The sequence below is a fragment of the Arthrobacter sp. BC5 genome (genome assembly GCF_056680255.1).
On record NZ_CM155273.1, the window covers coordinates 2,897,269 to 2,922,581 of the forward strand.

15 protein-coding genes and 1 pseudogene are annotated in these 25,313 nt (G+C 63.5%); 8 read left to right on the top strand and 8 right to left on the bottom strand.

Annotated features, from left to right (window positions below; translation table 11 throughout):
• Nucleotides 1–108 precede the first annotated feature (108 nt).
• The 4 genes from AC1MFI_RS13585 to AC1MFI_RS13600 all read right to left on the bottom strand — a co-directional run bounded on the left by AC1MFI_RS13585 (nt 109) and on the right by AC1MFI_RS13600 (nt 6,052).
• The gene (locus AC1MFI_RS13585; RefSeq protein WP_479817531.1) at nt 109–2,058 is read right to left on the bottom strand and encodes a glycoside hydrolase family 13 protein; all 1,950 of its coding nucleotides are present in this window, start codon (nt 2,056–2,058) and stop codon (nt 109–111) included.
• Nucleotides 2,058–3,014, bottom strand: coding sequence for a sugar ABC transporter permease (locus AC1MFI_RS13590; RefSeq protein WP_479817532.1), 957 nt, complete (start codon nt 3,012–3,014; stop codon nt 2,058–2,060). The genes AC1MFI_RS13585 and AC1MFI_RS13590 overlap by 1 nt, the downstream gene beginning before the upstream one ends.
• Nucleotide 3,015: 1 nt before the next feature.
• Nucleotides 3,016–4,548 (bottom strand): ABC transporter permease subunit, encoded by a 1,533-nt coding sequence (locus AC1MFI_RS13595; protein ID WP_479817534.1) that lies wholly within the window; start codon nt 4,546–4,548, stop codon nt 3,016–3,018.
• A 202-nt stretch (nt 4,549–4,750) separates the two neighbouring features.
• Nucleotides 4,751–6,052 (bottom strand): sugar ABC transporter substrate-binding protein, encoded by a 1,302-nt coding sequence (locus AC1MFI_RS13600; protein WP_459337387.1) that lies wholly within the window; start codon nt 6,050–6,052, stop codon nt 4,751–4,753.
• A 419-nt stretch (nt 6,053–6,471) separates the two neighbouring features.
• Between AC1MFI_RS13600 and AC1MFI_RS13605 the strand changes: the two genes are divergently transcribed.
• From AC1MFI_RS13605 to AC1MFI_RS13635, 7 genes are all read left to right on the top strand, one after another.
• Entirely contained in the window at nt 6,472–8,217 is a 1,746-nt protein-coding gene (locus tag AC1MFI_RS13605; protein ID WP_479817536.1) for a glycoside hydrolase family 13 protein, read from the top strand.
• A gap of 41 nt (nt 8,218–8,258) precedes the next feature.
• On the top strand, nt 8,259–9,308 hold the full coding sequence (locus AC1MFI_RS13610; protein WP_479817537.1) for a LacI family DNA-binding transcriptional regulator: 1,050 nt from the start codon (nt 8,259–8,261) through the stop codon (nt 9,306–9,308).
• A gap of 282 nt (nt 9,309–9,590) precedes the next feature.
• Nucleotides 9,591–10,592, top strand: a complete 1,002-nt coding sequence (locus AC1MFI_RS13615; protein WP_479817538.1) for an NAD-dependent epimerase/dehydratase family protein — start codon at nt 9,591–9,593, stop codon at nt 10,590–10,592.
• A 60-nt stretch (nt 10,593–10,652) separates the two neighbouring features.
• Nucleotides 10,653–11,597, top strand: coding sequence for a methyltransferase family protein (locus AC1MFI_RS13620; protein ID WP_479817539.1), 945 nt, complete (start codon nt 10,653–10,655; stop codon nt 11,595–11,597).
• Between the two features lie 206 nt (nt 11,598–11,803).
• Nucleotides 11,804–12,496, top strand: a complete 693-nt coding sequence (locus AC1MFI_RS13625; RefSeq protein ID WP_479817540.1) for a recombinase family protein — start codon at nt 11,804–11,806, stop codon at nt 12,494–12,496.
• 53 nt (nt 12,497–12,549) lie between these two features.
• Nucleotides 12,550–12,957, top strand: coding sequence for a TnpV protein (locus tag AC1MFI_RS13630; protein ID WP_479820882.1), 408 nt, complete (start codon nt 12,550–12,552; stop codon nt 12,955–12,957).
• Between the two features lie 104 nt (nt 12,958–13,061).
• Entirely contained in the window at nt 13,062–18,035 is a 4,974-nt protein-coding gene (locus AC1MFI_RS13635) for a helicase-related protein (protein ID WP_479817542.1), read from the top strand.
• Nucleotides 18,036–18,107: 72 nt separating this feature from the next.
• Here the strand turns inward: AC1MFI_RS13635 and AC1MFI_RS13640 are convergent, their stop codons facing one another.
• Complete coding sequence (locus tag AC1MFI_RS13640) at nt 18,108–18,425, bottom strand: hypothetical protein (protein ID WP_479817543.1); 318 nt, start codon at nt 18,423–18,425, stop codon at nt 18,108–18,110.
• Between the two features lie 135 nt (nt 18,426–18,560).
• On the opposite strand from AC1MFI_RS13640, the pseudogene AC1MFI_RS13645 reads away from it, so the two are divergent.
• Nucleotides 18,561–19,872 (top strand): annotated as a pseudogene (locus tag AC1MFI_RS13645) (ISL3 family transposase).
• Between the two features lie 186 nt (nt 19,873–20,058).
• Here AC1MFI_RS13645 and AC1MFI_RS13650 read toward each other — a convergent pair.
• The 3 genes from AC1MFI_RS13650 to AC1MFI_RS13660 form a co-directional block, all read right to left on the bottom strand.
• Entirely contained in the window at nt 20,059–21,951 is a 1,893-nt protein-coding gene (locus AC1MFI_RS13650) for a phosphoenolpyruvate carboxykinase (GTP) (protein WP_479817544.1), read from the bottom strand.
• Between the two features lie 502 nt (nt 21,952–22,453).
• The gene (locus AC1MFI_RS13655) at nt 22,454–23,929 is read right to left on the bottom strand and encodes an NAD-dependent succinate-semialdehyde dehydrogenase (RefSeq protein WP_479817545.1); all 1,476 of its coding nucleotides are present in this window, start codon (nt 23,927–23,929) and stop codon (nt 22,454–22,456) included.
• The gene (locus tag AC1MFI_RS13660) at nt 23,926–25,050 is read right to left on the bottom strand and encodes an alcohol dehydrogenase catalytic domain-containing protein (protein WP_479817546.1); all 1,125 of its coding nucleotides are present in this window, start codon (nt 25,048–25,050) and stop codon (nt 23,926–23,928) included. Before AC1MFI_RS13660 ends, AC1MFI_RS13655 begins: the two co-directional genes overlap by 4 nt.
• Between the last annotated feature and the right edge of the window lie 263 nt (nt 25,051–25,313).

Here is a 25,313-nt window from a genome sequence, read left to right on the forward strand (position 1 = left end):
GCGTGATCTACAACAATGGGCTCGTCATGCAGGACCTGCCCGCAGTGCGGGCAGGTCTGTGGTTCTTCGCGAGCCTTCTCCGTTGACATGAGGATGCTCCTCTTGCTGTCAGGGGGCCGTGACAAGCCGGTAGACATGAGCTGCCGGTCCGCCGGCCGGCAGCCGCACGTTGTCAGCGTCGATCGATGTACCGGGTTCGCCGAGAAGGGGAACCAGATGGTCTACCGATTCGATGCCGAGAGCCCGTAGGGGCAGGGCCACCGGTGGGTGGCCCGCACGGGCGGCGTGCACGAGAATGCGCTCATCGGCGTGCTCGCGCAGGTACGTCATCGAATCGTCGCCAACATGAACCCAGCGCAGGCCCCCGTGGCGTAGCGCGACGTGCTGATGCCGCAATGCGATCAAGGCCTTGTAGGCGTCCAGGGTCTGCCCGTCCCAGTCCTCGCGGCGGTGCCAGGGGAACGGTGTGCGTGAGTGCTCGCCATCCACTCCAGTGAGGCCGATTTCGTCCCCGGCGAAGATCGACGGGACGCCGGGCATGGTCAGTTGCAGCGCCAACCCCACCAGGTGTTTCTCACGGCCCCGCTCGGAAATGTCCCCGGAGCCGTCACCGCCGGTCGCCGTCCGGAACCGTGGCAGGTCGTGGGAGTCGAGGTGGAGTGTGGATGCGGCTTGCGCCCGCCATGGCATCACGGCGTGCACCTCCCGCATCCCGTTGACGACATCGATGCCGCTGAGGACCGGTGACGCCGCTGGTTGACCGAAGAACGGGCGGGTCGAGGTTTCGGCCCCGCCCAGCCACGTCCATATTGGTCGGGTGAATCCCGCGTAGTCCATGGTGCCGTGCCAGCCATCACCCTGAAGGTCCGGGCCTGCGTCGTGTCCGTGTTCGGCGAGCACCCACGCCTCCGGATTCGTCTCGCGGGCTGTGGCGACCAGGGTCCGGGCGACGTCGTGAGTGAGGTCTTGCGCGCCGTGCCTGCCGGTCATGTTCGCCACGTCAATCCGCCACGCGTCGAGCCCGGCTGTGAGCCAGTGCGCCACGATGGAGTCAGGTCCTTCGTACATGCGCCGGCGCAGTGCGGTCGATGAATGGTCGAGCTTGGGCAGGGACGGCAGTCCGAACCAGCAGGCGTACTGGTCGGGGTGTTTCTCGAAGAAGTAGTACTGAGCCTCGGGTGCCTTGGCGTTGGCTTGGGCGGCGAGAAACCACTCGTGGGAGTTACCGGTGTGGTTCGGTGTGAGATCACCCATGACACGTAGGCCGCGGGAGTGTGCGTCCCGCACGAGGTCTGCGAATGCTTCGTCTCCGCCGAGGAGCGGGTCGACGTGGTCGAACGTGGAGGCGTCGTATCGGTGGTTGCTGTGCGCCGGGAAGATCGGGGTGAGGTACAGCACCGTGACCCCGAGTTCGATGAGGTGGTCGAGGTGCTCGGCGATTCCGGCCAGGTCCCCGCCGAAGAGCTGCAGCGGGGTATCCGGCCCCTGGTGGATGACTGCGTCGTCCCAGGCGGCGGGTTTGGCCCACGCCGGGAGGGTCCGGGTGTCGGCGGCGGCCGAGCGGGCGAAACGGTCCGGGAACACCTGGTAGACCACCGCGTCGGCGACCCAGTCGGGCACCGGTGGGTGCGCGACCGACCGGAAGTCCGCGGTGTCGGTGACCTCCCGCCGGTGGATCCCGGTGGCGTTCAGCCAGGTGTACGCGCCGGCGAAGGATCCGGGCGGCCCGGTCAGCAGGAATCGGTAGCGGGTCACCGGGTTGACCACCCGCAGCGGTGCCCGCCACCAGGTCCCGGATGCATCGCTGGCCTCCGGCTCAGCGGTCTCGAGGTGTGGTTCGCCGTCGTGTACCGCACGTAGTGTGACCGCGGTGGCCCCGGGCGACCCGTCGGCGCCGTGGGGCACGAAGAGGCGCACCGGGACAACATCTCCCAGGGAGGGTGCCTGCTCCGGGACATACAGTGCGGATCCGTCGTGGTGTGGCTGGTGGAGCAGGTGACGCAGGTGGTGGGGGGATGCGGGGCTCTGGCCCTCCGTGTGTGATGCGAGGATTTCCATCAGCCTTTCACCGCGCCTGAGGTGATACCGCCGACGATGTACTTCTGCAGGTACTGGAAGAGCAGGATGACCGGGATGGAGGTGAGTACGGCTGCCGCGGCGAAGATTCCGAGGTTGTTGGTCCGGTCGGCGTCGAGGAGTCCGTACAGGCCGACGGCGAGGGTTTTGATTTCGTTGTCGCGCAGGAAGATCGACGCGAGGATGAACTCGCCGAGGACACCGATGAAGGAGAGCAACCCGGTGACCGCGAGGATCGGGGTGACCAGCGGCAGGATGATTTTGAAGTACAGCTGGGTATGTGTGGCACCGTCCATGAGGGCGGCTTCGTCGAGTTCGCGTGGGATTGTGTCGAAGAAGCCTTTGATCAGCCAGACCTGGCCCAGTGCGCCTCCGAGGAGCACGATGATGTATCCGGCAAGGGTGTCCAGACCGATGGCCGGCATCACCTCACCGATCTGGGTGAACAGTAGGAACAGCGCTGCGGCCGCAAGGAACTGCGGGAACATCTGGATTAGCAGCAGTGTGAGCAGGCTGCCGCGACGGCCCTTGAAACGGAATCGGGAGAACGCGTACGCGGCCAGTGCGCTGCAGAAGAGCGACACGATCACGACAACGACCGCCACGATGAGGGTGTTGAGGAACCAGCGGGCGAACGGGCGATTCGGGTCGTTGAAGAGGGCGGCGTAGTTTTCGAAGCTGATGGCCTGCGGCAGGATGGACGCTGACGATACGCTGCCAGCCGGGTTCAGGGACGCCGAGAGGATGTACAGGATCGGGATGACCGCGTACACGATCGCGATGATGCCGACGAGGTGACGCCAGCCGACCTCTTTGAACCATCGGCCGCGGGGGATTTTGTTCGCGGGTGAGCTTTTGAAGGGCTTGCCGCGCTGGGCGGGATCGGTGAGATCGGACGGTGATACAACCTGACCGGCCTGCGGATTTACCTGTGTCATGTCAGCCAACCTCCTCGAGTGCCCGGGTGGCACGGAATTGCAGTGCGGCCAGGACACCGGTGATGATGAACAGAATCACCGAGATCGCCGAGGCGAAGCCGATCTGCTGTGCGCCGCCTCCGAACGCCAGACGGTACGTGTAGCTGATCAGGATGTCCGTTCCACCGGCGGTCGGGTTGTCCGGGCTGAAAGGCCCGCCCTCGGTGAGCAGGAAGATCGCGTTGAAGTTGTTGAAGTTGAAGGCGAAGGCAGCCACCAGGAGAGGCGCGATCGAGACCAGCAGCAAGGGGAACGTGATCTTGCTGAAATTCGTCCACCCGGTGGCGCCGTCCAGCGACGCGGCTTCCTTGTAATCCGACGGGATGGCCTGAAGTGCACCCGTACAGACCAGGAACATGTACGGAAAGCCAAGCCAAAGATTGGCCAGTAGGACAGCAACTTTCGCCCAGAACGGGCTACCGAGCCAGTTGATATCGAGGTTGAGCATGTTGTTGATCAGGCCGAACTCCGAGTTGAAGAAGCTCGACCAGACCAGCAGTGCAATGAACCCGGGGATGGCGTACGGCAGGAGCAGGATCGACCGGTACGCCCGCTGGCCGCGTACCCGGGCGTCATTGAGGACCGTGGCCAGGAACAGGCCCAGCGCGAAGGTGGTGCCCACGGACAGGACGGCGAACACGAGAGTCCAGATGAAAATGCCGACGAAATCGCTACTGATGCGTGGGTCGGTGAACGCCCGCACGTAGTTGCCCACACCGACGTTTTCGCCCCAGGACTGGTCCGACAGGCGTTCACCCTCGGCGCTGGTGAAGAACTTCCGATCCCCGGACTGGACGGGCGTGTATTCCACGCCGGTCTCGACGTTCGTGATCGTGTCCTTGGCTTCGTCGTACTCTAGCGGCGAGAAAAGTTCGACGGCGCTGAAGCCCTGAGCTGTAATGACGCCATCCTCCGTCGGCACGGCGAACCCCTCGAGCTCACCGCCTTGCTGGCTGAACTCGTTGATCTGGCGGCGGTCCAGCAGAGTGAACCCTTCCGCTTCGGTGATCACGCCGTCTTCTACCGTGACCGTGTCCGGGTCGAGCTCGCTGAGTCCGTCCGGCGTCCCGGCGAAAACCTCGTCGGTTGCAGTATCCACAAGGAGAAACGTGTAGGGGCCGGAAGTGGCCGTACCTTCGCTGCCGACAGAGAGCCCGAAGGTTTTGGCGCCCTGGACCTGCTGCGCCGCGTTCCCGATGATGCGCGAAACTGTCACTTCCTTCGTGGTCCGAGTCCCGTCCCCGTAGTTCGTCGTCGAGAGTTGGAACGTCATGAGGATCGGGTACACCACGAACAGCACGAGCAGGAGCGTGCCTGGCACCAAATATTTGGCTGGAATGAACCGGCGGGTCGCATACGTCACCGCGAGCACGGCAACAATGCCCCAGATCACAGCAAGGAAGGCCCACTGCCCGGTCCCTACCAGGGCCGGGGTCAGCATGACCGCCAACCCGATGATCGTGCCGAGAGCGACGATTTTGACCAGCAGCCCCACTACACCGCTGGATCCTCCTTCTTTGCTGCCAAGGCCACCACTCCGTGCCTTCTTCTCAGCCCTGCTTGCTACACGCTGGTTCACACCGTCACGCTCCAAAGTCGCTTCAGAAACCTCTACGGGTCAGATAAGTGGGGCCGTCGAGGGTCCCGTGGCACCTGTGGGCCGGGCCGGTCGCCCGGCCCACGGGTGTGAGCGGATGTCACTGACCGGCGATGGCCTGCGCGATTGTCTCGTGAGTCTGGTTCATCGTCTCGGTCGGATCGGCGCCGCCGATAATCGCTGACCAGGCCTGGCCGAGTGGGGCGAACACTTCAGCCATCGCGGGAACCGCTGGCATCGGAGCGCCCTGGTCTGCAGCGGTGGCGAACGTCAGCACGTCCTCGTCGGTGACGCCTTCGCGTACTGACTCCATGGCTGGCGGCTGGTTGCTCGCCTCGAACAGCGACCGCATGGCCTCTTCATTGTTGACACCGTTGGCGACGAACTCCTGAGCGAAAGCCTTGTTCTGGCCGTTGGAGGCGACCATGAAACCCTGGCTGCCCATGAACGGTTCCGTCGGCTGCATGCCCGCGAAGCCCGGAACGGGCTGAATCGAGTAGTTGTCTCCCAGGGCTTCCTTGACATCAGGCAGCGCCCACGGACCCGAAACCATGCAACCCGCCCGGCCCTCGGTGAACAGCGAGAGGTAGTTATCGGGGCTGATTGACCGGCGGATGGTGTCCGCTCCGGTTTCGCCCAGTGAGGCGATCTTCTCGGCCGCCGCGATCGATTCGGGCTTGTTCAACCCCAGATCGGTCGGATCGTAGTTGCCCTCCGCGTCACGCCCGAAGACGTATCCTCCGGCGGAGGTGAACAGTGGCTGCATGTGATACGCGTCGCCCGGTTCGCCCTGCTGCAGGATGAGCGGAACGTCCAGGGTGCCGGCATCCACGGCTGGCTGGCCGGCCGCGATGACGTCCTCGATCGAGGTGTAGGTGTCCGGGGCGTACTCGGTATTGCAGTACAGGGCCACAGCCTCAACTGCGTACGGCAACGCGTACAGCTGGTTTTCATACGTGGATGCGTCGACCGCCGTTTCGGAGTACCCGGCCAGGGCGTCCGGTGAGAGCTGAAGCGGATCGACGGCGCCGTTCTGCACGAGCTGCCCGATCCAGTCATGAGCACCGACGACTACGTCAGGCCCATTTCCTGCCGAGTTCGCCGTGATGAAATCCTGACGGGTATTGACGATCCCCTGGACGCCGACAGTGATGCCGTTTTCCTCCGCGTAGGCGTCTGCGATCTTCTGGATGTATTCAATCCGGACCGGGTCGGCCCAAATGATGAGGTCCTCATCGCCGCGAACAGCAGGTGCGGCGCTCTCCCCGGCCGCGGGGGTCGCTGCGGTCGATTCAGTCGGCGTTGATTCTCCACCTCCACCAGAACAGCCGGTGAGAAGGAATGAAACGCTGGCTACGACGGCGAATGACCGGACAGTGGTGCGCGTAGTTTTGTTGCGCATGGTGCTCCTCAAGCGTAAATCGGTGGGCGCGGGCCCCGATTATGGCGAGAGCGCTGCGCTGCGGACAGGACGACAGTAGCGCGCCAGAAACCAGAATGGAAGCGCTTGCGCAAAAACCCTTGCTAACGAGTTGGTCTCGGTTCTCCTAGAGAGAAATCTAAGGATCTTACGGTGAACTCCGCTCAGTACTCCCGCTCCTGATGGCTCGAAGCAACTCCAGGTGTTCGGACTCCAGTAGCCCTAAGTTCCGTTTATCTGTCCGCTATCACTGAAAGGAGCGGTCTGGTATAAGTGCCCCAGCTCACTTGGCCGTCTTCCATGACCGTTGGCAAGCGAGCAGCCGAAATCAACTGGTCGATCTGCAGACTCCAGTCTGGAAGCGGTTCCACTTAGGCGGCACATTCGCTACACTCGCCATCATGTCGATCGACGCCACTACCGCATTGCCAGATACCACCACACCCCTCGTCGTCCGCCTGTCGGACGACGAATCACACCGCGGCGACGAATGGTGGCGGTCCTCTGTGATTTACCAGATCTACCCCCGCTCGTTCCGGGATGCGAACGGTGACGGGGAGGGTGACCTCCAAGGGATTACGGCAGAATTACCGAGTATCCGGGAGCTCGACGTGGATGCTATCTGGTTGTCGCCCTTCTATCCCTCGCCGCAGCGTGACGGCGGGTACGACGTCAGCGACTACCGCGACGTCGACCCCATGTTCGGCACACTCGATGATTTCGACACGCTGATCGCCCGCGCTGATGAGCTCGGCCTCCGCGTCATCGTCGATCTGGTCCCCAACCACTGCTCCTCTGAACATGCGCTGTTTCAAGCCGCACTCACCGCCGGACCGGGAAGCGCCGAACGGGACGTGTTTATCTTCCGGGACGGCAAGGGTAAGAACGGCGAGCTGCCGCCCAATAACTGGCAGTCCCACTTCGGCGGTTCCGCCTGGACTCGGGTCATCGAGCCCGGTGGCAGTCCGGGCCAGTGGTATCTGCACCTTTTCGACTCGACGCAACCAGACTTCAACTGGCACTCACCGATCGTGCATGAGGAATTCGAACAGACGCTCCGTTTCTGGCTCGACCGCGGTGTCGCTGGATTCCGGGTCGACGTGGCGCATTCGCTGGTGAAGCATCCGGAACTGCCGGACTGGGGTGGACGAGCGGACGGCGGCAGCACCAAAGGGTTTCCCGGACATGAAGCGCCTATGTTCGGGCAGCCCGAACTGCACGATATTTACCGCCGTTGGAACGCGATCATGCGCGATTACGACGGAGAGCGGGTGCTCTGCGCCGAAGCGTCGATCTCCCCGGTAGAGAGGCTTGCGGAATGGGTGCGGCCTGACCAGATGCAGCAGGCGTTCAACTTCGCCTTCCTCGGCGCGGACTGGGAGCCGGAACCATTGCGTTCGGTGATCGAGACTTCTCTGCGGGGTTTCGATGCCGTCGATGCGCCCACCACCTGGGTCCTCTCAAATCACGATGTCGTGCGTCACGCCACGCGGTTCGGCTACCCCAACGGCGGACAACCCGATGACACCAGGGCAGGCGACGGAATCGGCTTGGACGATACCCAGCCGGACGCCCAGCGTGGCCTTGTCCTTGCTCGCGCTGCAGCGATGCTCATGCTCGCCCTCCCCGGCGGCGTCTACCTCTACCAGGGTGAGGAACTGGGACTGCCCGACCATACGAAACTCCCGGATGACGTGCGACAGGATCCAACCTTCGGTCGCACCTCCGGCGCACGTCTCGGCCGGGACGGGTGCCGGATCCCCCTCCCCTGGACACAGGATGGCCCCACTGCCGGTTTCAACGACACCGGCGCCTCATGGCTTCCCCACCCGGAAGGTTGGAGCAATTACGCCCGCTCGGCACAACAGGGCGATCCTCGTTCAACGCTGTCCCTTTACCGTGCCGCGCTGGATAAGAGGCGAGCCCTGAAGTTAGGCTCGGGATCCTTCTCCTGGTACGACGGCTTCGGTGATGATGTCGTCGCGTTCGTGAACCGTGACGTGCTGGTGATTCTGAACCTCGGACCCAAGGAAGTTGCCCTTCCCCCGTTCGATGTGATCCTTGACAGTGTGGGCGTCACCAAAAGCGCGCCAGGGACGAGCCATATACTGGTCCCCGAGCAGTGCGTCTGGCTGCGATACAGGTGAGCCCACGTGGCGGTCGCGGGCAGTGACGACCGGGAGGGAACGTGGCCGTGCTCGGCATTAAGGATGTGGCACTTGCCGCCGGTGTCTCCCAGGCAACCGCGTCCCGCGCACTAAGTGGACGCGGAAGCGTGTCCCAAAAAACCCGCCACCGCGTCCAGGCCGCCGCAGCTGATCTCGGTTTCCAGGTTTCCTACCACGCGTCCAGTCTCGCGACAGGCCGGAGCCGCAACATCGGAGTCGTTCTTCCCTACGTAAACCGCTGGTACTTTTCGACGATTCTCGAGGGTCTCACGCGGCAACTGATCGACGCTGGCTACGACCTCACCCTGTATGACTTCCAGGGTGATCGACACCGCGAAAGCGTCCTGAACGACTTCCTCTTGAGGAAACGACTCGACGGGGTGATCACGGTCGGCCTTCGACTGGCCCACGACGACGTCACCAGGCTCCTCTCACTAGGCATTCCGGTCGTCAGTATCGGCGGACCGCTTCCCGGCATGGCCTCGCTGATCGTGGACGAACACGCCATTGGACGCCTCGCAGCAGAGCATCTGATTAGTCTCGGCCATACCCGGATCGCGCATGTCGGCGGTGAACAGGAGTCCGACCTCTACTTTCATGTCTCCCGGGGCCGACGAGAGGGTTACCGTACGGCGATGGAAGCCGCCGGCCTCGAACAACGACCCGCATGGTCACTCATCAGTGATTACACCGCGAACAGCGCGTACACGGTGGCAAAGTCACTGCTGGCCGACCCGCACAACCGGCCGACCGCAATTTGCTGTGCCTTTGATGAGATGGCCATCGGTGTGATCCTCGCAGCCCGTGATCTTGGGCTCCACGTCCCAAAACAGCTATCCGTCATCGGCGTCGACAATCACCCTCTCGGCATGATCTTCGGACTGACAACCATCGACCAATTCGTCCAGGACCAAGGGACACGAGCGGCACGGACTCTCCTCGATGAACTCGCCGAGGCCCAGGAAGGCAGCAGTGGCTCACTACCCGCGTTGACCGAGCTCCCTATCAACATCGTGACTCGATCGTCTACAGCAGCCCCGACTACGAACCGGAACTCAACCTTCCACTGAGCCCCTACCCCTGCGCCGCGAAAGAAAGTCCCCGACCTATCACTCCATTCCGGATTGGCGGACCCGCAGAGCTTAGTGAACCAGCCTCACCTCGCGGCAGCTGGAGGGAAAATTCCTTCCAGCACTTGGCCACGGCTGTTGCTTTTGCATCTAAGTACCTAGCGTTATCCCTACATCGACTAGCCGTCGGTGAATCCGACACATCCTCGCTTGGCTCGGCCCGCGACGAATCGTGAGCGGACTTATCGCAGGCGGAGTCAACCGAATCACCAGGAGTAAATTGTGCAGGGACTGAAGGTACTCTTCATCGGCGGCAGCGGAATCATCAGCGCCCACTGTACGAAACAGGCAGTAGAAGCAGGGATGGATGTCTATCTACTCAACCGTGGAATCAACACTCTGCGTCAGGTACCCGCGGGTGTCACCACGTTAGTGGCGGACTCCCGAGACAAGCAGGCCGTCCTCGATGCTGTAACTGGTCACAACTTCGACTGCGTGGTCAGCTGGGTCAACTTCACTCCCGAGCAGGTGAAGCAGGACATCGAGATATTCGCCGGACGCACCGGACAGTACGTCTTCATCAGCTCGGCATCGGCTTATCAGACACCGCCAACGCACCTGCCCATACTGGAATCCACTCCGTTGAGGAATCCCTTCTGGGAGTATTCGCGCAACAAGATTGCCTGTGAGGACCTGCTCACTGCCGCCTACCGCGAAGAGGGATTCCCCGTCACGATCGTCCGTCCCTCTCACACCTACGATGAAACGCTGATCCCGTTCGACGGAGGATGGACGGTTGTCGAACGTATGCGCGCCGGGCGACCCGTCATCGTGCCCGGAGACGGAACCTCGTTGTGGACGATCACCCACAGCCGCGATTTCGCAAAAGGGTTCACAGGTTTGCTGGGAAATACCTCCGCGATTGGTGAAGCTGTGCACATCACCGGTCAGGAGACTCCGTCGTGGAATCAGATCTATACCCAGGTCGCAGCGGCTGCCGGCGTCCCGGACCCTGTCCTGGTCCATGTCGCCTCAGACTCCATCGCCGAAGCCGACCGTGAGTGGGGCGCGGGCCTCTTGGGCGACAAGTCGCACACGATGATCTTCGACAACACGAAGATCCGCTCCCTCGTCCCCGGGTTCACCGCCAGCATCCCCTTCAGTCAGGGTGCTCGGGAAATGATTGCCTGGCATGACTCGGACCCGGCACGCCGATCCGTGGACGCCCACATGGACGCCCTGATGGACCGGCTCGCCGAAGCGTACGCACCACGCCTACTCTGACTCCCTCCCCCTCCGAGCCCCATCCCACAATTCCTTATCGGACGGGTCAACAGTCCTGCGATGTTGTGGAGTCAGACCCTGTTCGATACCTACATCCTCTGTCTCTACTACATGGTCGTGTGGGCGGCGATGATCCCCCTTTTCACCCTCACCACTGTCCGCAACATGGTCCACGCGATCGTTCCAGCCCCCGTCGCCCTTACCCGCGGCCTCGCTGCGTGGGTCGGACCGATCATCGTCCTGACATGCATCGCTGTCGCCGTGTCCGTGTTCTTCCGCTTCCTTCACGTGTCACCTAGGGCCACTGCTAACCGCCCCGGCGCCTCCGTAAACCCACCCAGCCCCGTGCAGTTAATGGAATTGAGGCCACCCATGTCCCTCCAGGCAGTAGCACTGCTCGCGCTGGTCCTTTACGTCATCGGCGTTAGCGCTACATTCGGGATCCGGTCCTGGATCCATTGGCGCAGAACCGGGTCCACCGGTTTCCAAGGCATCAGCGGAAAACCCGGGTCCCTCGAGTGGTGGGGCGGCATCCTATTCATCGCAGCCATGGTGCTCGGCGCCACAGGTCCCGCCCTGGCCCTCGCTGGCGTCGTCGTCCCGCCCCGGCTACCCGGCCTCGCCTGGGCCGGAACCTGCATCGCGATCATCGGCTTCCTAGGTACACTGGCCGCCCAAAGCGGGATGGGCGCCTCCTGGCGCATCGGCGTCGACGCCACCGAACACACCGACCTCGTCACCACCGGCCTGTTCGCCGTGGTCCGCAACCCCATCTTCACGGCCATGCTCACAGCCATGACCGGCATCGCGATCATGGTCCCCACCCTGGTCAGCGCAACTGCTCTGGCCTGCCTGTTCCTCGCCGTGGAAATTCAGGTCAGACTCGTCGAAGAGCCCTACCTGAACCGCGCCCACCAGCGCGCCTACGCCCGCTACACCGCAAAGGTCGGTCGCTTCCTGCCCGGTATTGGCCGCACACGGGCACGCAACACCGCACCGCACTAGCCCCCCGCAGCGTCCCAAAAGCGATCACCCTCACTGCCCAGGACGGCATAACCCCGCCGACCACGCGTGAGAAACCCCGCCACCTTTGAAGAAACGCACAGGAAAACGATGTTGGCCTGTGTGCCACAAATCAAGTACGAAACGTGTATCGTCGTGTCGTGAGGGTGGAACGGTTTCTGCCACCCCTGGAGTTGGGGGAGGGCTTGATGGAACGATCCGAACGCCTGGAGGGCGTGGAGGAGCCGAGGCTGGTCCCGGATGGGGTGTCGTTGGGGTATGCCCGGGTCTCGACCGTGGACCAGAATCTGGAGGGCCAGCGCCAGCAGCTGGTGGAGGCCGGTTGTTATGACGTCTATGCCGATCAGGGTAAGTCCGGTGCCACGATGACCCGCCCCGAGCTGGAAGCCTGTTTGAGGGCGCTGCAGCCGGGCAACACTCTGGTGGTGACGAAGCTGGACCGCTTGGGCCGCACGGTCCGCGGTCTGGTGGAGCTACTGGATTCCCTGCACGAGCGCGGAGTGAAGTTCCGGTCTCTGACCGAGGGTATCGACACGACCACCCCATCGGGGCGGCTGATGTTCAACGTCATCGCGTCCGTGGCGGAGATGGAGCGTGAACTGATCCGTGAACGGACAAAGGCCGGCCTCGCTGTCGCGGCGGGTAAGGGCGGTCGGCCGCCGCGCCTGCAGCCTCACGACGTCGTGGAGGCCCGCCGGCTCCGGGAGAAGGAGGAGCTGACCGTGGATGCCATCGCGAAGAAGTTCAAGGTGAGCAGGTCGACGGTAATTCGGGCTTTGCGCACTGATGGTCTCGCGGGTGCTGGGTACGGTGGAAGGAGTATTTCTACCGGTTCCAGGGGGACATCCGATGGCGCGATCGCGCAAGCGCAACCAGATTGACGGTCAGGCAAGTCTCGACGCATTTCTTTTCCCACAACCAGAGGAGGTTCGTGATGAACAAGTACGGCAAGTTCGCGCAGGATACGTGGAAAATGACGGCCCCGACCCAGTACGCCCTGATCCCGGACCCGGACGAGTGGTTCCGGAGGCTGGGCGAGGAAGCAGCGCAGAGGGTCGAGGAACTGACCCGGGAGATAGCGGGCCCGGACTCGATGACCGACTCGTTCCTGCAGAAGTATGGACGACTGACAGCCTCACAGAATCAGGCCGAGGAGATAGTCCGGGCCGAGATGCTGACGCCGGACGAGATGGAGACCGAGGGCGACGACGCGGAGGAGGACGAAGTGGACCGCCGGAGCAGGGAACTCTGGGAGGCGAACCAGGAGACCCTTCGCCTGCAGAGGGAACTGCTGGACGCCTACCGGGACGCGGAGAGGGATCATTACAACCAGACCTCCTAACTCCGTCAGGTGAAACAGGCGCCCGCTTCATCCCTGTCCGGCAGGATGATCTAGCCCCTTCGGGTGCTCGAGCGCGTTTCCAGGCGAACGTCGCCGCCCTGCGTGTGTTGCGCAAGCTCCAAGCGCAGGACCGGGCAGCTACCGCCGATGAGCGCGGCGTGCTGGCACGGTGGGGGAGCTGGGGTGCCACGGGCGTGGCGGAAGTCTTCGATGAGACTCGCCCCGAGTTTGAGGCTGACCGGGCTGAGTTGCGCGAGCTTTTGAGCGAAAGTGAGTACCGGGCCGCGAACCGCACGGTCATCAACGCCCACTACACCGATCCGGCCCTGGCCACGGAAATCTGGCAGACCCTGAACACGCTCGGATTCGCCGGCGGCCGCGTTCTGGAGCCGGGCTCCGGTGCCGGCACCTTCATCGGCCTCGCACCGGAGACTGCGACTGTGACCGGTGTTGAGCTGGACCCCATCACCGCCGGCATCTCGCAGGCGTTGTACCCGGATGCCGTTATCCGCGCCGAGTCCTTCGCTGACACCCGCTTTCCGTCCGGCTACTTCGACGCCGCGGTGGGCAACGTCCCGTTCGCCAAGACCAGGCTGCACGATCCGCGCCATAACGCGGGCAACCACTCGATGCACAACCACTTCATCATCAAGTCCCTGGCCCTGACCCGGCCTGGAGGCGTGGTCGGTGTCATCTCCTCAGCGTTCACACTTGATGCCCAGAACCCGGCCGCACGCCGGGAAATCTTCGAGACAGCTGACCTGCTGGGTGCTGTCCGCCTGCCCACCGGGGCGCACCGTCGCGCCGCCGGTACCGATGCCCTCACCGACGTCCTGATCTTCCGCAAGCGGCTTCCGGGCGAGGAATCACTGGATGACCGGTGGCTGGAATCGCGGGCCCTTGCCGCAGGGGATGACCCTGAGCAGGATCCGGCCCGGATGAACGCCTACTTCATCGAGAATCCGCAGCGGGTCCTCGGGGAGCCGGTGGTCGGTAACGGTATGTACGGTTCGGCCACCCTGACTGTCCGGAACGAGGACCTGCGTTCGGTGCCGGAGCAGCTGCACGACCAGCTGCAGGACATCGCCCACGCCGCCGTCGAGGTCGGCAGGGGAGCGGCCGAACGTCAGGAAGGTCAGGTCATCGAGGTGGCCGCGATTGTCCCGGCGGGCAGTGACCTTCAGGTCGGGCACATCACCGCAGAGGTCGATGGCACCTTCACCCAGGTGGGCTTGGATGGTCTGGTTGCGCCGTTGAGTGTTCCAGCAACCCAGGCGGGCGAGCTGCGTTCTCTGCTGAGCCTGCGCGATGCGGGACGTTCGGTGCTCACACTCGAGGCGGGAAATGTCGAGGACACCCCTGAGCTGATGGCGGAGCGGCAGCGGTTGCGCGATACCTACCGGGCCTATGTGGATACCTACGGCCCGATCAACCGCTTCAACGAGCGCAGGACCGGCAAAACAGATGAGGCCGGCGAAGACATCATGGCCCGGATCACGCCCAAGGCCGTTGCCCTGCTTCGAGGGGACCCCTTCGGGCCTCTCGTGAAGGCTTTGGAGAACTTTGATGAATCCACTCAGACGGCTACCCCTGCCGCGTTGCAGCGGGAGCGTCAGGTCCAACCACGCCAGCCGATCCGCGGCGTGGACACCCCCGCGGAGGCCCTCGCGGTCACCCTCGACACGGTGGGGGAGGTAGACCTGTCCCAGGTCGCGTCCTTGCTGGGGGTCGATCAGGATGCTGCACGGGAGGCCCTTGGTGACCTGGTGTATGACGTGCCGGGGGAGTCCGGTGTGCTGGAGACCCGGGCCGAATATTTGAGCGGAAACATCCGGGAAAAACTCGATGCAGCACGGGAAGCCGCTGCGGAGGACCCGGGGTTCGAGCGGAACGTCGCTGACCTGCAGTCGGTTCTGCCCCTGCCGCTGGGTGCGCATGAGATTGAGGCGAGGGTGGGGTCGGTGTGGATTGCTCCGGAGATCCACGAGCAATTTCTGCAGGACATTCTGTGTGACCCGCAGGCCCGTGTGGACCGCATCAGCGGCGCGAACTGGGATGTGCAGGCGAACCGGCAGAACTTCCGGGCCCGCAACGACTGGGGTACTGCCCGCATGTCGGCCGGTGAAATCTTCAAGGACATGTTGGAGCAGAAACTTGTTCAGGTCACCGATCCGGACCCGGATCCCAACAGCGAGCGTCGGATCGTCAACCCGGTCGAGACGACGGCCGCGCAGGAGAAGGCCCAGCTGATGCAGGACCGGTTCGGGGAATGGGTGTGGGAGGACCCTGCGCGCACTGTGGCCCTGACCGATGAATACAACCGACGCTTCAACTCGCTTGTGCTGCGCGATTACACCGTCGAGGGCGAACGGATGACCCTGCCTGGTCTGGTGAAAAATTTCACGCCGCTGCCGCACCAGCGGGCCGCGGTGGCCCGCATGATTTCCGAGCCGTCCGTGGGCCTGTTCCACGAGGTCGGCGCCGGTAAGACCTTCGAGATGGTGATGGGCTCCATGGAGCTGCGCCGCCTCGGCATGGCACGCAAGCCGGCCGTGGTGGTGCCAAACCATATGTTGGATCAGTTTGCCAGGGAGTGGCTGCAGATCTATCCGCAGGCGCAGATCCTCGCTGCGTCCGCCACTGACCTGACCGGGGATAAGCGCCGGGACTTCATCGCCCGGGCGGCCGCGAATGACTGGGACACGATCATCATGACCCGTACCGCGTTCGAACGCATCCCCTTGTCTGTCGAGTCCCAAGCTGCCTACGAGACGCGGGAGGTCGAGCGTATGCGCCAAGACCTGTTCGCGGCCAAAGAACGTGCAGAGCAACGCGGAGAACGCCCGATGAGCATCAAGAGACTCGAAAGCGGTCTCCAAGCCCATGAGGAGCGCACCAAGCGGCTCCTGGAGCGTCCAGTGGACCCTGGTCTCACCTTCGAGCAGACCGGCATTGATTACCTTCTCGTAGACGAGCTCCACGACTTCAAGAATCTTGCTACCGCCACGAATATCAAGGGCGCGGCCATCACTGGCTCCAAGCGTGCCTCGGACCTGCACGCGAAGGTCGAGTACCTAAGGGACACCCACGGGGACCGGGTAATCACCGGTGCTACGGCGACGCCGATCGCCAACAGTGTGACCGAGATGTATGTGATGCAGCGCTACCTGCGCCCGGACCTGTTGGAGCAGGCCGGTATCCATGACTTCGACACGTGGGCGGCGACCTTCGGCCAGGTCGTGACCGAGATGGAGATGACCGTCGTCGGCGGGAACGACTTCAAGATGCAGACCCGTTTCTCGAAGTTCCAGAACGTGCCCGAGCTGCTGAAAATGTTCCATACCTTCGCGGATGTGAAGACCGCAGAAGACCTGCAGCTGCCGGTGCCACTGATCGAGGAAAGAGAAGACGGCAAACGCCTGCCCCGCATGATCGCGGTCGAGCCGTCACCTGAGCTCGAGGCGTACATTGCGGACATCGGTGATCGTGCCGAGCAAATCCGAAACCGCTTGGTCGACGCGACCGAGGACAACATGCTCAAGGTCTCCACCGACGGCAGGAAGGCCGCCCTGGATATGCGCCTGGTCGACCCGGAGATGGACGCCCTGGTCGGGGAGACGAAGATCAGCGCGACCGCGGACCTGCTGGCAAAGGTGTACGAGGAAACCAAGGAACGCATCTACAACGATCCCGCGACAGGGGAGCCCCACCCGACACCCGGCGCACTGCAGATCGTGTTCTGCGATCTTGGCACACCTTCGGATAAGTGGAACGTGTACGGGCAGCTGCGCGAGGACCTGGTGATGCGCGGCATGCCGGCCGAGAAAATCCGGTTCATGCACGAAGCCAAGAACGACGCCGAGAAGGGCCGGCTGTTTGCGGCATGCCGTTCCGGGGACGTCGCGGTGCTGGTCGGCTCAACACAGAAGATGGGTGTGGGTACGAACATCCAAGACCGGACTGTGCACCTGGTGGACCTCGACGCGCCCTGGCGGCCGGCTGACGTGTCTCAACGTCACGGTCGTATCGTTCGCCGGGGGAATCAGAACTCCGAGGTTGCCATCTCGCAGGTGGTGACCAAGGGGTCATTCGACACTTTCATGTGGCAGACGCTGGAGCGCAAGAGCAAGTTCATCGACCAGATCATGCGCGGGAAACTCGACGTCCGCGAGATTGAGGACGTCGGTGACAACACCCTGTCCTTCGCGGAGGTCAAAGCCATTTCCAGCGGCAATCCGCTGATCCTGGAGAAGTCCAAAGCGGATCAGGAACTGTCACGGCTGAGCCGTCTCGAAACAGGATGGAACCGTAACCGGGCAGCACTCACGCACCGTAAGAGCAGCGCCCAAACGAGGGGGGAGGCGATGGTTGCGATGCTCCCGGCACTGCGCGCGGCCGCTGATCGTACAACTCTGGACACGACAGGGGATGCGTTCCGTATGACCATCAACGGGAAGACCGTGGACAAACGCCCGGACGCCGTGGAGGCGTTGCGGCAATGGACAAGCGCCAACGCCGCAGGGCGGCCTCCGATCCAAGGTTCCAGAGACCTTGGCATCATCGCGAACATCGCCGGCCATGACATCCGGTATGTGCAGAAGCAGGCGAACATGCTTGACATCGGTACGTCCAAGGTGGAGCTGCAGGTCGAGGGCGCGCCCGGCGTGGCAGTGGAGCTCAAACGCACCGATGCTTTGTTCCCTACCGTGGGAGTGATCCAGCGCTTGGAGAACCAGGTGCGCAGACTGCCCGAGGAGGTAACGGCTCTGCAGAACAGGATCGAGGAAGCGCGCCAGGAGTACCGTGATGCTGCCACTGCGCTGCGGGAACCGTTCAAACACGGTAAGGCGCTGGAAGCAGCCAAGTGGGACGTTGAGAGAATCGGCCGGGAGATGCGTGGAGAAGATCCGGCACAGACGACGTTGGCCCCTGACTTGGAAGCCTTGAAACGAGCTACACGTTCGAGCTTCCCGACTCCGCCGACGCCCGGCGGAACTGCTGGCGGAGCGGCGAAAGCATCACCATCTAATCACCGCCCAGGCGTTGAGAAGGATCGGAAGAACGGTATCGGTAACTGACCTTCCACATCGATTCTCCACAAAGAATGAAAGGGGTGGCTCGCCGGTGCGGTGAGCCACCCCCTTTGTCCGTTAACGACAGGGTGTTCTAGTTGCTGAGGAGTCTGCCGGTTCTGGGGAGCTGCCTGCTGGTTCGGGTGTAGTAGCCCGCCGTGCTCGCCGCTTGGCGGCTGCACCGTTGTCGAGGCCGAGCTTCTTCAGTTCGTCCTCGCTCCATCCGTCTTTGGTCGCACGCACGTACGCCTTCTTGTCCTCACGTTCGGCTTCTGCGAGCTGGGTTTGCAACTCGGTCACACGCTGCCGTGCTTTCACGAGTTCACGCACAGAAGCAACGCGAGAATTGAGGAGCTGACGTGCCTGGTTCTCGATGTCTTCCACATTGATGGTCATGTGCTGAACTTTAACGGCTCTTCGTAATTGAGGGTGTAGTGGCGATGAGCGGGCCGGGCGCGTCGAAGGCGGGATAGAGGTCGAGGCCTTCCGATGATGGAAGTTCTCACGCTCGCCATCCGAAAGACCTCGACGATGCCCCACGCTACCTTCGTCCGCCCTGACCTCACCACGTTCTGCCGGCTCGACGAGCTCGGTCTCGAAGCCGTCGGCCAACACCTCCGGCCTGATCGGGCGGTACTCGAGTGCCGCGTCCTCCAAGCTGATCCGTGGTGCCGGACCTGCGCTGCCCAGGGCGTGCCGCGAGACACGATCACCCGGCAGCTGGCGCACGAGCCGTTCGGGCACCGACCCACCACGCTGCTGGTCCGGGTACGCCGCTACCGGTGCCACGAGTGCGGGCGCACCTGGCGACAAGACACGCACCTCGCGGCCGAGCGTAGGGCGAAGATTTCCCGCCGTGGTCTCCGGTGGGCACTGGAGGCCGTCGTCATTGATCACCTCACCGTGTCCCGGGTCGCGGCCGGGCTCGGGGTGTCCTGGCATACGGCGAACACCGCTGTCCTGGCCGAGGGAAAACGGCGGCTGATTGATGACCCCCACCGGTTCGAGGGCGTCACCGCTATCGGGGTCGATGAGCACGTGTGGCGGCATACCCGACGCGGCGACAGATTCGTGACAGTGGTCATCGATCTGACGCCGATCCGCGAGAGGACGGGCCCGGCACGGTTGTTGGACATGGTCGAGGGCCGCTCCAAGGCCGTGTTCAAGGACTGGCTCGCGAACCGGCCGCAGGCGTGGCGGGACGGGGTGGAGGTTGTCGCCATGGATGGCTTCACCGGGTTCAAGACCGCGACCACGGAGGAGCTCCCCGAGGCGGTTCCGCTGATGGATCCATTCCATGTCGTCCGCCTCGCCGGGGACGGGTTGGACCGGTGCCGGCAACGCATCCAGCAGACCACCACAGGGCACCGGGGGCCGTGCCGGGGACCCGCTCTACCGGGCCCGGCTGACCCTGCATACCGGCGCGGATCTGCTCACCGAGAAGCAACAGAACCGGCTGCACACCGTCTTCGCGACCGAAGAGCACATCGAGGTCCAAGCGACGTGGGGGATCTATCAGCGGGTCGTCGCCGCCTACCGGGAACCCGACAAGAACAAGGGCAAGCAGATGATGCAGGCTCTCATCGACTCGGTCACCACCGGCGTCCCCGCCGCACTCGTGGAGATTCGGCGTCTTGGTCAGACCTTGAAGCAGCGAGCCGGTGACGTCCTCGCGTTCTTCGACCGGCCTGGCACCAGCAACGGGCCCACGGAAGCGATCAACGGGCGCCTGGAGCACCTGCGTGGTTCAGCTCTAGGCTTCCGAAATCTCACCCACTACATCGCGAGATCACTCCTGGAATCAGGCGGCTTCAAACCCTACCTACACCCTCAATTACGATGAGCCGTCATTCAGCCCGGTACTGACAGTAAAGGTGCCAGTGCTGTCGGCTGATCCTTGAAAATCGTCAAACAATTACGCGTGCCGCTACTGAAATTTCATTGTTCGTCGGCAGTTTCCCGCCCATGAACTTCGCGTGCCGGCTACAAAGCAACTCGTCTGCAGGCGGTTGAGGAGCTAACCAAAGCTTCAGGTGGTGCTGAAGCGTTCCTTCAGTTCGTCGAGTTGTCCTTTGAGTTCGTCGGGGAGGGTTTCGCCGAAGCGGGCGTACCACTGCTCGATGCCTGCGAGTTCCTCGGCCCATTCGACGGCGTCGACGTGCACGGCGGCCTCGACGTCGGCGGGGGTCATGTCGAGTCCGGTCAGGTCCAGGGCGTCCCCGGTCGGGACGAATCCGATGGGCGTCTCGACGGCGTCGGCCGTGCCCTCGAGCCGCTCGATGACCCATTTGAGGACCCGGGAGTTGTCGCCGAACCCGGGCCAGGCGAACCCGCCGGACGCCGTCCGGCGGAACCAGTTCACGAGGAAGATCTTCGGCAGCCGGGACTGGTCCGCTGCGGCGCTGAGGGTCAGCCAGTGGCGCAGGTAGTCACCGGCGTCGTAGCCGATGAACGGCAGCATCGCCATCGGATCCCGGCGCACCCGGCCCACCTCACCCGCTGCGGCGGCCGTGGTCTCCGAGGACAGGGTGGAGCCCATGAAGATGCCGTTGGCCCAGTTCCGGGACTGCGTCACCAGCGGGACGGTCGTCTTCCGCCGGCCACCGAAGAGGATCGCGGAGAGCTCGACGCCGTCGGGCCGGTTGAACTCCTCGGCCAACATGTCGATCTGGTCGATGGGCGTGCAGAACCGGGCGTTCGGGTGTGCGGCAGGGCGGTCCATGTCCCTACCGATATCCGGCGTCCAGTCGCGGCCCTGCCAGTCCATGAGGTGGGCCGGCACCTCCTCGGTCATGCCCTCCCACCAGACGCCGCCGTCGTCGGTGAGGGCCACGTTCGTGAAGACCGAGTTGCCCTTGGCGATGGCCCGCATCGCATTGGGGTTGGTGTGCCAGCCGGTGCCGGGCGCGACGCCGAAGAGGCCCGCCTCGGGGTTGACGGCCCGCAGTTCGCCCTCCTTGCCGAAGCGCATCCAGGTGATGTCGTCGCCGAGGGTCTCGACCTTCCAGCCGTCGATCGTGGGATCGAGCAGGGCGAGGTTCGTCTTGCCGCACGCCGAGGGGAACGCCGCGGAGAGGTAGTAGGTCTTGTCCTGGGGCGAGGTGAGCTTGAGGATCAGCATGTGCTCGGCCAGCCAGCCCTCGTCGCGGGCCATGACGGAGGCGATCCGCAGCGCATAGCACTTCTTGCCGAGCAGGGCGTTGCCGCCGTAGCCCGAGCCGTAGGACCAGATGGAGCGCTCCTCCGGGAAGTGGACGATCCACTTCTCCTCGTTGCAGGGCCAGGGGACGTCGGCCTCCCCGGCGGCGAGGGGTGCGCCGAGCGAGTGGAGCGCGGGGACGAACGCGGCGTCGAGTTCGGTCATGCGGTCCAGGACGGCGGTGCCGATCGTCGCCATGATGCGCATGGACGTGACCACGTAGGCGCTGTCGGTGATCTCGACGCCGAACTTGGGGTCCTCGGCGTCGAGGTGGCCCATGACGAACGGGATGACGTACATGGTGCGGCCGCGCATGGCGCCGGTGAACAGCCCGGTGAGCTTCACCTTCATCACCGCCGGATCCATCCAGTTGTTCGTGAAGCCCGCCTCACGCTCGTCGGCGGAGCAGATGAAGGTCTGCTCCTCCACCCGGGCCACATCCTTGGGATCCGAGAACGCCGCGAACGAGTTGGGGAAGATCTCGGGGTTCAGCCGCACGAAGGTCCCTGACTCGACCAGGCCGTCCGCGAGGCGCCGGTTCTCGGCCTCGGAACCGTCCACCCACACGACGTCGGCGGGCTGGACCAGTTCCTGCACCTCCTGCACCCAGGCCAGCAGACCTGCATGCGTCGTCGGCGCGGGACCGGAAGCATCCGCCCTCGCGCTGCCGCCAGGATCAGTGGTGGTGGTGTCGGCCGCAGACTCTCGTACGGGATCGCCCATTACTCTTCCCTTCGTTGGGGGACTCGGTGTTCATCGATGCTAGGGGCGGGACATTTCGGGCAATGGCACCATGCAGGAAAACATCACCTCAATCAGCCTCGTCACCCCCGCCAAGACACGAAAGTTCAGCGCTGGCCCAGCGGTGATTGCGACAAAGGTCTCCTATGCCGGCCTACTAGCGTTCAATCACCAGAGGCTGATTCGTAACCTCAACCAGTCAGATCAGCGCTGGCGCCCTCGAGATCGCAACCCTGACACCTGTGACTGTTAGCCCGTGCGAGCATGGATGTCCAAGCTGATGACGAACTGGTAAACATGCGCGACGATGGCTACGGCGGTGCGGCCCTTTCTCTTCCAGGGCTAACGGTCCGGCCGCTTGGGCCGACACCGGTCCGGATAGGAGTCACCATGAGGCGTACTACTGATGTGAGACACAGTGACGCGCCCAAGAGCCTGCTAGAGACGCATCGTGTGCGCGGATGTGCGTGGCGTGGTCGGGTTTTTAGGCAAAGGGGTCTGCCAGGCCTATATATCTGGTTTCGAGGTATTCTTCGATTCCCTCGATCCCGCCTTCGCGTCCGGTCCCGGATTGTTTGATTCCGCCGAAGGGTGCAGCGGGGTTGGAGACCACTCCGGAGTTCATGCCGAGCATTCCGGTCTGGAGCTTTTCGGCGAGGCGGAGTGTGCGGTTCAGGTCGGTGGTGAAGACATAACCGATGAGTCCGAACTCGGTGTCGTTGGCCATGCGGATGGCGTCGTCTTCGGTGGTGAAGGAGACGATCGGTGCCACCGGCCCAAAGATCTCTTCCTTCAGTACCCGTGAGTCCAACGGGACGTCGGCCAGGACGGTGGGTTCGTAGAAGTAGCCTGGGCCTTCGACGGGCTTGCCGCCGGTGAGCACTCGGGCTCCGCGGGAGACGGTGTCGTCCACCAGTTCCTGCACCTTTTCGCGGCTGGGCTGGTCGATGAGGGGTCCGAGATCGGAGGAGTCTTCGGTGCCGCGGCCTAACTGCAGGGCCTTCATGCGTTCAGCGAGTTTTTCGGAGAACTCCTTAACTACGCTTTCCTCGACGTAGAAGCGGTTAGCCGCGGTGCAGGCTTCTCCGATGTTGCGCAGCTTGGCCAGCATGGCCCCGTTTACGGCGGCGTCAAGATCGGCGTCGGCGAACACTAGGAACGGGGCGTTGCCGCCGAGTTCCATGGAGGTGCGTAGTACTTGGTCTGCGGAGTCCGCGATGAGTCGCTTACCCACTTCAGTGGACCCGGTGAAGGACAGCTTCCGCAAGCGGGAATCCTTGATGAGCGGCCCGGTAACGGGGGATGCCTTGCTGGTCTGGATGACGTTCAGCACGCCTGGTGGAAGCCCTACCTCCTCCAGGATTTTCGCGAAGAGCAGGGTGGTCAGCGGGGTGAGGGTCGCGGGCTTGATCACCATGGTGCATCCTGCGGCGATAGCTGGTGCGATCTTCCGGGTTGCCATGGCCAATGGGAAGTTCCAGGGCGTGATGAACAGGGATGGTCCCACTGGTCTTTTCAGGACCATGAGCCGGGCTTTTCCGTCCGGAGCTGTGGAGTAGCGGCCGGCAATGCGGGGCGCTTCCCCGGAAAACCAGCGAAGGAACTCGGCCCCGTAGGTGACTTCCCCGCGAGCTTCCGCTAGTGTTTTGCCCATTTCCAAGGTCATCAGCAGCGCGAAATCTTCCGTGCGTGCGTGGACGGCCTCGAAGGCTCGGCGGAGAATTTCACCGCGTTCACGTGGTGCGGTGGAGCCCCAGGATTCCTGGGCCTCGTCGGCGGCGGCAAGCGCGTCCATGCCGTCCTGCGGAGTGGCATCGGCGATGGACAGGAGGGTTTTTCCTGTCGCCGGGTCTTGGACGTCGAAGGTGCCCTGTCCGCTGGCCTCACGCCACTTCCCGCTGATGAAGAGGCCGGTGGGAAGCGAATCGAGTAGTTTTTGTTCCTTGTCGCTAGTGCTCATGGTGTTTGTTCCTTGTTATCGAAGGTGATGACCTGCCGGATGGCGTGTCCGTCCGCCAGTTGATCCATCGCTTCATTGATTCCGTCGAGAGTGATGTGGGAGGAGATCAGCGCTTCCACGGGAAGCTTTCCCTCCCGCCAGAGTTGGGCGTAGGTGGGAATGTCACGCTCCGGTACGGCGGAGCCGAGGTAGCTGCCCACGATGGTACGTGCCTCGGCGGTAATGCCCAGCGGGGCAAGGGATGCACGTGCATCCGGTGCCGGCAGGCCGACAGTCACGGTCTTGCCGCCGACGTCGGTGAGGTTCACCGCAGTCTCAAATGCGCGGGCGTTGCCTGCGGCTTCAATGACCACCGGCGCCTTCAGTCCTTTTTCAATCGCTTCCTGCGGCGTGTAGGCGGAGGTGGCACCCAGTTTTTTGGCTGACTCCAGCTTCTCCGGAACGCTGTCGACACCGATCACATCACCTTTGCCGAGCGAGATCGCGGTGATCAGCGCCGCCATGCCGACCCCGCCCAAGCCGACGATGATGACGGCGTCGCCGTCCTGCGGGTCTCCGGTATTGATGACGGCGCCGCCACCGGTGAGTACAGCGCATCCGAGGACGGCCGCGATTTCGGGTGGAACGTCGTCGCCTACCGCCACAACCGACTTGCGGTTGACCACGGCGTGGGTGGCGAAGCCGGAGACCCCAAGGTGGTGTTTGATGTCCTCGCCGTCGCGGTGTAGTCGCTGGCCGTCATTGAGTAGGGTGCCTGCGTTATTGGCGGCAGAACCGACAGTGCAGGGGAGCCGACCGTCGGTCTGGCAGTTCTTGCACTGGCCGCAGCGCGGCAAAAAGGCCATGACCACGCGGTCGTCGACGGAAAGGTCGGTGACGCCTTCGCCGAGCTCCTCCACTTTGCCGGCCGCCTCGTGGCCGAGGAGCATAGGGACCGGCCGGACGCGGTTGCCATCCACCACGGATAAGTCCGAGTGGCACACTCCAGCCGCCTCAATGCGCACCAGGATTTCGCCCGGTCCTGGTGGATCGAGTTCCAAATCGGAGATGCTGATGGGTTTTGAATCGGCGTATGGGCGGTTCCGGCCGATCTCCTCGAGTACTGCCCCCTTGATTTTCATGAGGTCGTTGTCCCTTTGTTAGTCGCGTATTTCTTCGGATGGGGTGTGTGCCCTTGCAGCGGCGTCGCCCCGTGGGCATGGGGGAGGGCGCCTGAGGCTTTGGCTTCTGTCACTGCTTTGGGGATGTCGTCCCCAGCGCGTAGGGGTTTGGCGCTGAAAATTCCCTCGTGAGCCAGGACCGGGCGCCGGTCTCCAGCCAATTCGGGGTACTTTTCTTCCAGCTTTTCGCGTTTCATGGCGAGTTCGCGCCAGTGAGCTACGGT

Excerpts from the sequence above, each read along its gene's own strand:
- AC1MFI_RS13600 (WP_459337387.1), bottom strand. The coding sequence starts at position 6,052 with ATGCGCAACAAAACTACGCGCACCACTGTCCGGTCATTCGCCGTCGTA.
- AC1MFI_RS13640 (WP_479817543.1), bottom strand. The coding sequence starts at position 18,425 with ATGACCATCAATGTGGAAGACATCGAGAACCAGGCACGTCAGCTCCTC.
- AC1MFI_RS13585 (WP_479817531.1), bottom strand. The coding sequence starts at position 2,058 with ATGGAAATCCTCGCATCACACACGGAGGGCCAGAGCCCCGCATCCCCC.
- AC1MFI_RS13655 (WP_479817545.1), bottom strand. The coding sequence starts at position 23,929 with ATGAGCACTAGCGACAAGGAACAAAAACTACTCGATTCGCTTCCCACC.
- AC1MFI_RS13660 (WP_479817546.1), bottom strand. The coding sequence starts at position 25,050 with ATGAAAATCAAGGGGGCAGTACTCGAGGAGATCGGCCGGAACCGCCCA.
- AC1MFI_RS13620 (WP_479817539.1), top strand. The coding sequence starts at position 10,653 with ATGTTGTGGAGTCAGACCCTGTTCGATACCTACATCCTCTGTCTCTAC.
- AC1MFI_RS13605 (WP_479817536.1), top strand. The coding sequence starts at position 6,472 with ATGTCGATCGACGCCACTACCGCATTGCCAGATACCACCACACCCCTC.
- AC1MFI_RS13650 (WP_479817544.1), bottom strand. The coding sequence starts at position 21,951 with ATGGGCGATCCCGTACGAGAGTCTGCGGCCGACACCACCACCACTGAT.
- AC1MFI_RS13590 (WP_479817532.1), bottom strand. The coding sequence starts at position 3,014 with ATGACACAGGTAAATCCGCAGGCCGGTCAGGTTGTATCACCGTCCGAT.
- AC1MFI_RS13630 (WP_479820882.1), top strand. The coding sequence starts at position 12,550 with ATGAACAAGTACGGCAAGTTCGCGCAGGATACGTGGAAAATGACGGCC.
- AC1MFI_RS13625 (WP_479817540.1), top strand. The coding sequence starts at position 11,804 with ATGGAACGATCCGAACGCCTGGAGGGCGTGGAGGAGCCGAGGCTGGTC.